Consider the following 12,419-nt stretch of genomic DNA (forward strand, 5'->3'; position numbering starts at 1 on the left):
CAGAAGATCTTATGGTGGTTTTGCCGAGGGTGTTCACCTCTTCCCATTCCGAACAGAGAAGTTAAGCCCCTCATGGCCAATGGTACTGCACTATCATGCGGGAGAGTAGGTAGCTGCCATATTTATTGAAAAAAGCCTTATCGGATAACCGGTAAGGCTTTTTTTATTCCCCCAACTCAAGGAAGCCCGCTTAAACAGCTATGCTCAGCATCGCCATCGCCGAGATCATCCCTGAATAATATCATCAGCTGTGAACCCCATCTCCATTTAAAACTTATGCCCGGAATAGTATTTTAAACTGAATGAAATAGCTACGCGACTGTATCGGTCTTTCTCACCAGATAATGACATTTACCCTCGTTTTCAAAGATTCCCCCGCTCTCAATCCTACTGCTGTTCCTTCGCTACGCAAATACAATACGCACTAAATCCCGATGTTTGTAATTCATCAAACCTTCGGAAATGAAACCATTATCTGGCAAAATAGCCCTCGTTGCAGGCGCAACACGCGGAGCCGGCCGTGGCATCGCTTGTATGCTCGGTGAAGCTGGCGCCACCGTTTACTGCTCCGGCAGAAGCACCCGTGGTAACCTCGCCTCAGGCTCCCACCGCCCCGAAACGATCGACGAAACAGCCGAAATGGTAACCGCCCTGGGTGGAAAAGGAATCCCCGCCAGAACGGATCACAGCGACGAAACACAGGTAGCCGCCCTCTGCGGACGAATCCGCAACGAACAGGGACAACTGGATATCCTGGTGAATGACGTCTGGGGAGGAGACGAGTTTATTGAATGGGGTAAACCTTTCTGGGAGATCGAAAACCTTTCCAACGGCTTCAAAATGATGCAAACAGCCATCAATACGCACATCATCACCAGCAAATACGCTGCGCCTATGATGCTCAAAGCCAAAAAAGGACTGATCATCGAGATCACCGATGGAGACGGGTATTTCTACCGCGGCCAGCTGCTGTACGACCTGGTGAAAACGTCCATTATCAGGCTGGCATCCGGAATGGCGGAAGAACTGAAAGAACATAATATAACCGCGCTCGCCCTCACCCCCGGCTTCCTGCGCTCAGAAGCCATGCTCACGCACTTTGGCGTGACGGAAGAGAACTGGAAAGACGGCGCCCGGAAAGATAAAAACTTCATAGCCTCCGAAACCCCGTGGTTCGTTGGCCGCGCCGCCGCCGCACTGGCTGCTGATCCAAATGTATCCTCCAGGACAGGAAGGGTATTCAGCTCCTGGGATCTCTCGGACGAATACGGCTTCACAGACCGGGACGGCACTACCCCGCATTGGGGCAACCACCTCAGGAATGTAATCCCGGATTATCTCTACAAAAAGCTGGACAACGAATTCTACAGCTACTGGCGCTTTGTATCGGGTAAAAAAATAGGGGACACCGCCTGGGAATAAATGCTAATTCACTGGAACAGACATATTGATTTTAGTTGTGTAAAAAAAGGGCGCTGTATTTACAGCGCCCTTTCTCTTAAAACTCAAACCCAGCCAGTTCTTCAGGCTTGACGTTATATCGTTGTTTGAGCGGGATATTTTTGATGGAGATAATTCCTGGTGCATTCTCTTCTATATAGGCGATGAAGGGAATACCTCGTTTTTCCGCGTATTTATATTGTTTATCCTGCTTGATATCGTCCGGATAGAGCTCGGTGACGATGCCTCTTTCCCGCAGCTGGCTTACGTATCCGAATACTTCGCCCAGTTTCTCCGCGCCGGGATTAAAAAAGATCACCTGCGTGCTTTGCTGCGCAGTGGCGGGGAACAGCTTCAGTTCTTCCAATACATCATAGATCCTGTCCACGCCAAATGAAATACCTACGCCTGAAATGCCCGGCAGGCCGAATAATCCGGTGAGGTCGTCGTAACGGCCGCCGCCCCCGATGCTGCCCATGTTCACACTTTCGGGAGCTTTCACTTCCACGATCATGCCGGTATAATAATTTAACCCGCGCGCGAGCGTAAGATCGATAGTGGGAGCGGAGTTGAAGTTGGTGAGATTGCTGCCGAGGATAAACCGGAGTTCTTCCACACCTTTTAAACCGGTGGGAGAATCCGCCAGCAATTGCATAAGGCGTTCCAGCTTTTCGTCGTTGCTTCCCTGCACGGAAATAAAATCCATCACGGTGCCGATTTCAAAAGGCTGTAAACCTCTTTCCGCCAGCTCTTCCCGCACACCATTCGCACCGATCTTGTCCAGCTTATCAATCGCGATAGTGATATCGATCATGAGATCCGGGCGGCCCACGAGTTCTGCAAGACCGGCCAATACCTTACGGTTATTGACTTTCAGCTGATATCCGGTCATGCCCAGATCCGTCAGAACGGTATCGTATATTTTCAGCAGTTCTATTTCATTGATGAGTGAATTGCTTCCCACCACGTCCGCATCGCACTGGTAAAACTCCCTGTAACGGCCGCGCTGCGGCTTGTCTCCGCGCCATACCGGCTGTATCTGGTAACGCCTGAAAGGGAGACTGAGCTTGCCATGGTTCATCACCACGTAGCGGGCGAAAGGAATGGTAAGATCGTACCTGAGCGCTTTTTCGCAAAGCAGCAGCCCAAGCTCGCGGCTGTCTTTGGCCATTTGTGCCTGGCCGAGTATATCACCGTTGTTGAGTATTTTAAAGATCAGCCTGTCGCCTTCCTCGCCGTATTTGCCGAGCAGGGTGGAAGTGTTTTCCATCGTGGGCGTTTCCAGTGGCTGGAACCCGTACAGTTCAAAGGTTTTACGAATAGCGGAAAGAATATAGTTGCGCTTGCGTACTACTTCCGGCCCAAAATCGCGGGTACCTTGCGGGATACTAAGTTTTATCATTATGCTTGAAATGTAATATTTGAATAAATCACCTGCTCTTCACGATGCACGCACAGGCGTTGAATATCAGGTTATATACCGGCTCAAAAAGCGCATCGTCGTACCATGGATCCGGTACGGGCTGCTGGTGATCCAGCAATAATTGTACCTTCTCACGGTCCGCTTCGGTGCGGGCTTTGCGCAGCACGTCGCGGTAATTGTCCAGGTCCATCACGAAGATCCGGTCGAAATGGCCGAAGTCTTCCGCCTGGAACTGCCGGCCCCTGAGCCCGGAAATGTCGATCCCGTAATGCCTGGCAACCTTTACCGAGCGGGGATCGGGGGGATGGCCCACGTGCCAGTTGCCCGTGCCGGCCGAATCGATTTCCCAACCCAGGCCAGCCTCATCGGATAAATGCCTCAGGATGCCTTCCGCCAGGGGAGAGCGGCAGATGTTACCCAGGCAAACCATTAAAATTTTCATCGTCTTATGTTTCATATAGGGGTAAACTGCTGTAAACCAGTTGGTTAATTTCCTTTCCCGGCCTGCGTTTCCCCCTTTTTTCAGACCGCAAAACTACCACATTTTCAGGGAAGTCCGCAACGTATTCCGCCACAATTGCATATGTTAAAACTTTAGTGTAATATGGATTCCATATGGAATCTTTTTATCGGAGCATCTTATTTGTAAATCTCCCGAACCAGGCCTGGCGGGATTTTTAACAAACGAATAAAGTTTTGATAACTAGAATAAAACAATTTTTTTTGTATACTTGTAATTTGCCACCAATGCAACAAGAGAACGATAACACGAACAAACGGATGAATGTGTCATACCGCCCGATGGGCGAGCTGATCAGAGGGGTATTTTTTATTCTCTTCGGACTGTATGCACTCTTTTCAGAAAGGTTAGGATTTGGTAAGCTGAACATTTCCATTGAGCTGACCTACGCATTGGGCGGCGTTTTATGTGCGTATGGATTATTTCGTGTGTACAGGGGCGTTAAGCAATTATTTTTTTGATTTAATTTTTCACCATTAGACTGTGTGTATGTTTTTAAAAGCTAAAAACTGGATGGGCGCGTTATTGACTGCTTCGGTAGTTGCGGTAGCCGTCGCAGGCTGCGCCGGCGGCACATCCCAGGGCGGTGAGAAAGATACCCCTACTTCAGGTACCATGCGTATTTCGGTGGATGAAACGTATCAGCCACTGATCGAATCCGAGATCCGGGTTTTTGAATCATTATATCCGAAAACGAAAATCATCGCGGAATACAAGCCGGAAGGCGATTGTTTTAAAGACCTGTTCGACGATAGCTCCCGCATGATCATCGTAACACGTGATCTGAACGAAAAAGAAAAAGAATTTTTCAAAAAGGAAAAGATACGTCCGCAAAGCCTGCAACTAGCTACTGACGCCATCGCCCTGATCGTGAACAATAACAATCCTGATTCCATTCTCACCATGGAGCAGGTGCGTAAGATCATGGACGGCACCAGCGAACGCAAATGGCAGATCGTATTCGACCATCAGAATTCCAGCACGGTGCGTTTTATCCGTGACTCCATCAACAAGGGTAAACCTTTACCGGCTACTACGATGGCGGCTAAGTCCAACCCCGAAGTGATCGATCACGTATCGAAAAACAAAGACGCGATCGGTGTGATAGGCGTGAACTGGATATCTGATACAAACGATACCAAGGCGATCGAATTCACCAAAATGGTGACCACGGTAAAATTACGTGCGGATAACAATACCGACTTTGTAAAACCTTACCAGTTCTACATCGGCATGAAATCTTACCCGCTCACACGGGGCATGTTCTATATTCTGAAAGAGCCTTATCAGGGCCTGGGCGCGGGGTTTGCCACTTTCCTCGGCGGCCAGGAAGGCCAACTCCTGATGGGCAAGTATAAATTGTATCCTGCAAGGCTCAACATCGTCTTCAGGGAAGCCACTTTGAAATAATAAATACTGATAACACAACTAAAACCGGATTGCTCATGAACAGAAGGAAAAGTTTATTTGTCGCCATGCTCTGCATAGCCAACGGAGCTATGGCACAATCTGTGGAAGATGGTTTAAAGGATTTGTATTATGGCAAATACCAAACCGCTAAACAGAATCTTGAAAAAGCCATTGCCGCAAAACCGACAGACGACCGTGCTTACTATTACCTGGGGATAGCCGAACTGGGACTGGAAAACAAAGACGCTGCCGCCGCGGCCTTTTCAAAAGGCCTTACCGCAGTGCCTAACTCTCCCCTGCTCACCGCAGGCCTGGGTCGCATCGACCTGCTGAACGGTAAGACCGCGGAAGCAAAACAGAAATTTGACGCAGCCAGCACAGCCACAGAAGGCCGTGAGGGTGACGTTGCCCGCGCCATTGCAGATGCCAACTCAGAAGTGGCTGGCGGCGACCGCGGATTCGCGCTCAGCATCATGGAAAAGCTGCTGAACAACGAAGGACGTAAGAAAAAACAAATGTATACTGCTACCGCAGCCGATTATATCGAACTGGGTGACGCTTACCGCTACCTTGGCGGTGAGAATGGCGGTAAAGCTATCAGCACTTATGAAAAAGCGCTGGAGGTAGATCCTAACAACGCCGAAGCCGTGATGAAACAGGGCCTGGTGAACTACAACGCCAAACTGCTGAAACAAGCCGTGGAAGACTGGGCCAAAGCGACCAATATGGACGCCAACTACGGCCCCGCTTACTTCGAGCTGTACCAGTTCTACGTTACGCAGAGAAAAGAACAGTTCTCCCTGCCGCATGCCGCGCAGTATCTGCAGAAATACGTAGATGTGAGCGATCCTTCCGACAAAGCGAAGAACGAGTATTACCTCGCAGCCTTAGCCTTCCTGCAGAAGAATTACGACGATGCCATCGCCAAAGCCAAAGCGCAGATGCCAACCGCGACCGATCTGTATAAAAACAAACTGACGCTGTTAATGGCGGACGCTAATCTCTGGAAAGGCGATTCCCTGACTGCAAAAGCTATCATGGATGAGCGCGTTAAGACCGTGGGCGACGATAAACTGGAGATCAATGACCTGAAACTGCTTTCTGCTATCTACGGGAAACTGAAAGACTCAGATTCCGCTACCATGGCAGGTTATCAGGGAATGGCCGGTAATTACCTGGAAAGGTACGCAGAAGCGGATACCGTGAAGGATGCTGAAAAGATGAGAAATGTTGCGGAAGCCTTCAAAGAAATGCGCAACTATGCTAAAGCCGCTAAATGGTATGGCAAGGCACTGGAATTCAAAGACAATACCGGCGCTGTATCCGACCATTTCTATAAAGGTTTCTATGAGTACTATGCAGGCGACTATGCCGCTTCAGACAGCTCATGGACTGCTTTCACCGCCAAGTATCCCGAGCAGGTAACCGGTTTCTACTGGCATGGTATGGCAAACGCCGCACTGGACCAGCTGGCAAAAGATGGCCGCGCTAAAGCACCTTTCGAAAAATACGTTTCCCTGGTCAAACCGGAAGACGAAGCCAAGAACAAAAGGTTCCTGACCAACGCTTATACTTACCTGATGCTTTACTACTACAACCTGGACGATAAGACCAATATGCAGCCTTATATGGACAAACTGCTGGCCTTTGACCCGAACAACGATACCGTTCGCCAGGTAAAAGAAAACCTCGAATCCACGAACAAGTCTGCCGCGGGAACTGCTAAACCAGCCGCTTCCAAAGGCACTAAATAAGGTAATTCATTTACCTGCAAAAGGGCAGCGCCACACCGGCGCTGCCCTTTTTATTTTCCCGCCCAATCAGGGTTTTAACGTTTTCTTACATTGTTTTTTCGGGAATAAATGAGTAAATTCAGTAATGACTGAGACATCATCCGCGCTCACTCTGGCATGTTTTTTTATTACATGAACCCATACCGCGGCGAACTTAAACCGTCACGGCAATGTTTAGATTAACGGATTAAAATTAAAAACCATGAAGAAGCGTATAAGTACACTCATTGCTCTGCTATTCCTGGCCGGCGGGGCGATGGCTCAAACGATAGAAGACGGGCTGAAGAATCTCTACTACGGGAAGTATGCCACCGCTAAATCTGACTTCGAAAAAGCGATCGCCGCCAAACCGACGGATGACCGGGGGTATTATTACCTCGGCATCGCGGAGCTGGGCGCTGAGAACAAAGACGGAGCAGCAGCGGCTTTCCAGAAAGGATTGCAGGCTGTGCCGAACTCTCCCTTGCTGAACGCGGGTTTGGGACGGATAGACCTTCTCAATGGTGACGCAGCTGCGGCCAGGCAGAAATTTGACGCAGCCAACGCCGCCACCAAAGGGAAAAACGGCGATGTGGCCCGGGCCATTGCAGATGCCAACACAGAAGTAAAGGGCGGAGACAAGGCTTTTGCCCTTACTACCATGGAAACGCTTCTGAATGGCAACGAAGGCAGGAAAGGGTATAAGCCCGTTGCCGCCGATTATATTGAGTTGGGAGACGTTTACCGCTATATGGGCGGTGAAAACGGCGGTAAGGCCATTTCAGCCTACGAAAAGGCGCTGGAGCTGGAAGCTAACAACGCCGAAGCCGTAATGAAACAGGGCCATGTGAATTATAATGCCAAATTGCTGGAACAGGCCGTGGGCGATTACGCCAAGGCCGCACAGCTGGACCCGAACTACGCGCCGGTTTTCTACGAATTGTACCAATTCTACTACACACCGAAGCCGCGCCAGTTCTCACTTCCCAAAGCCAAAGAGAATTTGCAGAAATACCTCGCCCTGTCAGACCAGGCGGATAAAACCAAAAACGAATACTATTTAACCTCCATCATGTTCCTGGATAAGGACTACCAGGGGGCTATCACCAAAGCACAAGGCCTCATTCCCCAGGCGAACGAATCCTACAAAATGAAGCTGGAACGCCTGATCGCGGATGCTTATTTACAGAAAGGGGATTCCCTGGGCGCTAAAACCGCTTTTGACCAGTATGTACAGAAAGTAGGCGAAACTAAACTGGAGCCTATCGACTATAAACTCGGCAGCGAGATCTACGGCCGTATCAAATACCAGGATTCTACCACCCAGTCCGGCATAGACCAGAAGGCGCTGGAATACCTGGAGAAATACGCCTCCGCGGACACTGTAAAAGACCTGGACCGCTATGAAGCAGTGGCTAAAGCTTTCCAGCAGGCCCGTGTATTCGGCAAAGCAGGGGAATGGTATAAAAAATACGCGGACCTGAAGATTGAACAGAAGGAGAAACCGGCAGCCGTAGACTGGTATAATGTGGGTATCAACTATTACCTGGCTTCCGCCGGTACTACCACGGATACCACGAAACTGGTGTCCGCGGATTCCGCCTTCAGCCAGCTGGCCACGAACTACCCGGACCTTACTACCGGCTATTACTGGCAGGGAATGACGGCTGCCGCGCGGGACGTGGAAGCCAAAACAGGCGTTGCGGTGCCATTTTTTGAAAAATACCTGACCATGGCCGAAGGGGACCCTGTGAAGAACAAAGCGGGCCTCATCAAGGCGTATACCTATATGATGGTGTACTATTATAATAAAGAGGATAAAGCGAACCTCCAGAAATACATGGACAAACTCACGCCGCTGGATCCGAACAGTGAGCCGGTGAAACAGATCAGGGACATCCAGAACCAGAACAGTAAGACAACGAGCAGACCAGCCGCACCGGCAAGGTCAAATAATTAATATTCAAATTCTTATAAATGTAAAGCCCGGGCAGCCGCCCGGGCTTTCTTTATGTTATCCCTTTAGTCTCAATCTATTATACTCAAACGCCCTTGCTGCGGGAAACTATGGAAACCAAGTAATCATATCTTATTATATTACATATACAAAAAAAAGATTAGATTTCTTGTCGTCGTTGATTTGATTTCTAGTTTAGTTGCAGTATTTTTGCGCTTTCGGACAATTTATATTGGGAAGCTTATGTTTTTTGCCTCTGAACTTTTGACTGCTAACGCCACTCCATTCAGTTATTTTCCTATCATTTTACAACTGATTGCGGCACTGGGTTTCGTTGGCATTACGATGATCGCCACCCATTTTTTAGGGCCTAAACGGAAAACCAAGGACAAACTGGAGAACTTCGAGAGTGGGATCGAGCAGATGGGGAATGCCCGTCAGCCGGTGGCTATCAAGTATTTCCTGACTGCTATCCTGTTCGTGTTGTTCGACGTGGAGGTGATCTTTTTTTATCCTTACGCTGTTAATTTCAAAGAACTGGGCTGGGAAGGTTTCCTGGCCATGATTGCATTTGTGGCATTCTTTATGGGCGGTTTCTTTTATATTATCAAGAAGGGAGCGCTTCGTTGGGAAGATTAATCTGATTTAAGTTAACTATTAATAAAAATCCCGCTGAGTTTCAATCAGGCGGGATAGGAGGGTAAAGAATATGTCTCGTCCTGTTCAGTTTAATAATAAGGTGAAGCTGGTGGAAATGCCGGAAGGCTACTCCGGCGAAGGTTTTTTTGCCACCTCTTTCGATAAGGTAATAGGCATGGCGCGTAAAAACTCCATCTGGCCTTTACCGTTTGCCACTTCCTGCTGTGGCATTGAATTTATGGCTACTATGGCCGCTCACTACGATCTCGCCCGTTTTGGTTCCGAACGTTTGGGTTTTACGCCCCGCCAGTGTGACCTGCTGATGGTCATGGGCACCATTGCCAAAAAGATGGGGCCCGTATTGCGCCAGGTATACCTGCAAATGGCTGAGCCCCGCTGGGTGATAGCCGTGGGCGCCTGCGCCAGCAGCGGCGGTATCTTCGATACCTACTCCGTGCTGCAGGGCATTGACCAGATCATTCCGGTAGACGTGTATGTGCCCGGCTGCCCTCCCCGCCCCGAAGCGATTCTGGACGGCGTGATGCGCATCCAGGACCTGGTGGGCGAAGAAAGTCTCCGCCGCCGTCACTCAGACCGTTATAAAGATTTGATGAATTCCTACGGAATAGAATAGAAACGATAATAGCTTATACATGTCTTTGACGAACGAGCATATAAAAAACAGGCTGGTTGAGAAATTCGGTGAGGCGTTGACAAACTTTGAAGAGTCACACGGCATTATGTCCTTTCATGCTCCCAAAGAGCTGAACCTCAAAGTGATGCAGTTCCTGTACGATGAAGAGGAGTTGCAGTTCCGCTTCCTGTCCGATCTCACCGCCGTACATTATCCCGATCAGCAGGGCGCTGAGCTGGCTGTGGTATATCACCTGCATGCCTTTGTACCCAATGTACGCCTCCGCTTTAAAGTATTCACCGATATCCAGACACCGCAGGTGTTCACAGCTTCCAAGCTGTTTTCCAGCGCAAACTGGATGGAAAGGGAAACATACGATTTCTTCGGGGTCGATTTTGTGGGCCACCCTAACCTGATCCGCATCCTGAATGTGGATGAAATGGATTATTTCCCCATGCGCAAGGAGTTTCCCCTGGAAGACCAGAGCCGCGTGGATAAAGATGATGAAATGTTCGGCCGCGGAGGAAGCGTCGGGATTTAATAACAACTACTATCAAGCTAGGATATGTCAGAGCAGCAACATATAAAATTACCGGAAGGCTCCATCGAGAGGCAGACCAGTACGCTCAACCTGGGCCCCACACACCCTGCCACGCACGGTGTGTTCCAGAACATTCTGGAAATGGACGGTGAGCGGATCGTGTCCGCCACACCAACCGTTGGGTATATTCACCGCGCTTTCGAAAAGATCGCGGAACGCAGGCCTTATTACCAGATCACGCCGCTGACGGACCGTCTCAACTACTGCTCCGCCCCCATCAACAATATGGGCTGGCACCTCACCGTGGAAAAACTCCTGGGCATACAAACGCCCAAACGGGTGGATTACCTGCGTGTGATCATCATGGAGCTGGCGCGCATCACGGACCACCTGATCTGCAACTCCGTGATCGGGGTGGATAGCGGCGCCTTCACCGGCTTCCTTTATGTAATGCAATACCGCGAGCTGGTATACGAGATCTACGAAGAGATATGCGGCTCACGCCTCACTACCAATATCGGCCGCGTGGGCGGTTTCGAAAGAAACTTCACACCCGCGGCTTTCCAGAAAATAGAAAAGTTCCTGGCCGAATACCCGGCTGTGCTGAAAGAGTTTGAAAACCTCTTTACGCGCAACCGCATTTTTATGGAACGTACCCAGGGCGTAGGCGCCATCACCGCCGAAAGGGCCATGAACTACGGTTTTACCGGTCCTAACCTCCGCGCTACCGGTGTGGATTACGACGTGCGCGTGGCCAATCCCTACAGCTCCTACCAGGATTTTGAATTCAGCATCCCCGTAGGCACTACCGGCGATACTTACGACCGCTTCCTGGTGCGCAATGCGGAAATGTGGCAGAGCCTCGGCATCATCCGCCAGGCCATGGATAAGCTGAAACAGCTGCCTGAAGATGTATATCATGCGGACGTACCGGCCTATTACCTGCCTGATAAAAACGACGTATATACGAAAATGGAAGCCCTCATCTATCACTTCAAGATCGTGATGGGCGAAACCGATATTTTACCGGGCGAGTTGTACAATCCTGTTGAAGGGGCAAACGGCGAGCTTGGCTTCTATCTCATCAGTGATGGCGGCCGTTCTCCGTACAGGCTTCACTTCCGCAGGCCCTGTTTCATTTATTACCAGGCTTATCCTGAAATGGTGCAGGGAGCCATGCTCAGCGACGCGATCATTTGTATGAGCTCGCTGAACCTGATTGCGGGTGAGCTGGATGCTTAAGACATTCCGATCCCTTTTGATACCGTGAAAAAAGTTCTTTGTTTTTTAATATGCATAACTCCCTTTCTGCTCACGCACAGCAACTGTGCACTGGTCCCAGGCAAGAACTGATCCCTTTCCTGAAAAGAAAAAAACGGGGTTCTGCAACCATGATAAAAAGCTGGTGGAATGGATTTGCGCTGGTGAAAAACGGCGACCGCAGTTTTTATGAAGAATGCAAAGGGGGTGTTGAATACTACTCCAACTGATAAAGGATAAAAGAAGTTTATAAATAAAGAAGTTTAATAAATGGCCGTTCAATTTTCTGAAGAGAAGCTGAATAAAGTAAAAGAGATCATAGCGCGTTACCCGGAAGGGAAGCAGAAAAGCGCCTTGATTCCGGTGCTGCACCTGGCCCAGGAATCGTTCGGCGGCTGGCTTAGTTCCGAGACGATGGACTATGTGGCTTCACTGCTGCAGATCACGCCCATCGAGGTATATGAGGTGGCTACTTTCTACTCCATGTACAACCTGAAGCCGGTGGGCAAATACCTGTTCGAGGTATGTCATACCGGGCCGTGCATGGTAAGTGGTTCAGACAACATCATTGCCTATATCAAGGAGAAGCTGGGGATAGATGTGGGCGAGACCACGGCGGACGGGCTGTTCACCCTCAAAACGGTGGAATGCCTCGGGGCCTGCGGATATGCGCCGATGATGCAGCTGGGTAAGTTCTTCAAAGAACACCTCACCAGAGAGAAGGTGGACCAGATCATTGCGGAATGCCGCGCGCAGGCGAACTGATCCTGCCCGCAAAAGAACCGGGAGCTGAAGAGTGCGACGCAACGGATGCTGAACAATG

The 12,419-nt window shown here is 49.8% G+C and carries 12 protein-coding genes and 1 rRNA gene; 11 read left to right on the top strand and 2 right to left on the bottom strand.

Translation table 11 applies throughout. From position 1 onward, the window contains the following. The first annotated feature begins 10 nt into the window (after positions 1 to 10). Both rrf and EG028_RS21645 read left to right on the top strand, forming a co-directional pair. A 5S ribosomal RNA gene (gene rrf / locus EG028_RS21640) occupies positions 11 to 122 on the top strand. 340 nt (positions 123 to 462) lie between these two features. Next, the gene (locus tag EG028_RS21645; protein WP_120518639.1) at positions 463 to 1,422 is read left to right on the top strand and encodes an SDR family oxidoreductase; all 960 of its coding nucleotides are present in this window, start codon (positions 463 to 465) and stop codon (positions 1,420 to 1,422) included. A 76-nt stretch (positions 1,423 to 1,498) separates the two neighbouring features. On the opposite strand, the gene hisS is transcribed toward EG028_RS21645, so the two are convergent. Next, positions 1,499 to 2,842: a histidine--tRNA ligase gene (hisS, locus tag EG028_RS21650; RefSeq protein ID WP_120518638.1), complete on the bottom strand. Its 1,344-nt coding sequence runs from the start codon at positions 2,840 to 2,842 to the stop codon at positions 1,499 to 1,501. A 28-nt stretch (positions 2,843 to 2,870) separates the two neighbouring features. Then, entirely contained in the window at positions 2,871 to 3,305 is a 435-nt protein-coding gene (locus tag EG028_RS21655) for a low molecular weight protein-tyrosine-phosphatase (protein WP_120518656.1), read from the bottom strand. A gap of 305 nt (positions 3,306 to 3,610) precedes the next feature. Here EG028_RS21655 and EG028_RS21660 point away from each other — a divergent pair, with 305 nt between their 5' ends. From EG028_RS21660 to EG028_RS21700, 9 genes are all read left to right on the top strand, one after another. Continuing rightward, complete coding sequence (locus EG028_RS21660; protein ID WP_120518637.1) at positions 3,611 to 3,844, top strand: hypothetical protein; 234 nt, start codon at positions 3,611 to 3,613, stop codon at positions 3,842 to 3,844. Between the two features lie 28 nt (positions 3,845 to 3,872). After that, complete coding sequence (locus EG028_RS21665; RefSeq protein WP_120518636.1) at positions 3,873 to 4,793, top strand: PstS family phosphate ABC transporter substrate-binding protein; 921 nt, start codon at positions 3,873 to 3,875, stop codon at positions 4,791 to 4,793. A gap of 35 nt (positions 4,794 to 4,828) precedes the next feature. Continuing rightward, positions 4,829 to 6,547, top strand: coding sequence for a tetratricopeptide repeat protein (locus EG028_RS21670; RefSeq protein ID WP_123864755.1), 1,719 nt, complete (start codon positions 4,829 to 4,831; stop codon positions 6,545 to 6,547). A gap of 241 nt (positions 6,548 to 6,788) precedes the next feature. Continuing rightward, entirely contained in the window at positions 6,789 to 8,525 is a 1,737-nt protein-coding gene (locus EG028_RS21675; protein WP_123864756.1) for a tetratricopeptide repeat protein, read from the top strand. A 240-nt stretch (positions 8,526 to 8,765) separates the two neighbouring features. Further along, positions 8,766 to 9,161, top strand: coding sequence for an NADH-quinone oxidoreductase subunit A (locus EG028_RS21680; protein WP_120518633.1), 396 nt, complete (start codon positions 8,766 to 8,768; stop codon positions 9,159 to 9,161). Between the two features lie 70 nt (positions 9,162 to 9,231). Next, a complete protein-coding gene (locus tag EG028_RS21685) occupies positions 9,232 to 9,795 on the top strand; it encodes an NADH-quinone oxidoreductase subunit B (protein WP_120518632.1) in 564 nt (187 codons plus the stop codon). Positions 9,796 to 9,814: 19 nt separating this feature from the next. After that, a complete protein-coding gene (locus EG028_RS21690) occupies positions 9,815 to 10,336 on the top strand; it encodes an NADH-quinone oxidoreductase subunit C (RefSeq protein ID WP_120518631.1) in 522 nt (173 codons plus the stop codon). A 24-nt stretch (positions 10,337 to 10,360) separates the two neighbouring features. Further along, entirely contained in the window at positions 10,361 to 11,578 is a 1,218-nt protein-coding gene (locus tag EG028_RS21695; RefSeq protein ID WP_120518630.1) for an NADH-quinone oxidoreductase subunit D, read from the top strand. Positions 11,579 to 11,866: 288 nt separating this feature from the next. Next, positions 11,867 to 12,361 (top strand): NADH-quinone oxidoreductase subunit NuoE family protein, encoded by a 495-nt coding sequence (locus EG028_RS21700; RefSeq protein ID WP_120518628.1) that lies wholly within the window; start codon positions 11,867 to 11,869, stop codon positions 12,359 to 12,361. Positions 12,362 to 12,419: the final 58 nt, after the last annotated feature.

Origin of the sequence: Chitinophaga barathri, assembly GCF_003807585.1 — a bacterium.
Lineage (GTDB): Bacteria > Bacteroidota > Bacteroidia > Chitinophagales > Chitinophagaceae > Chitinophaga > Chitinophaga barathri.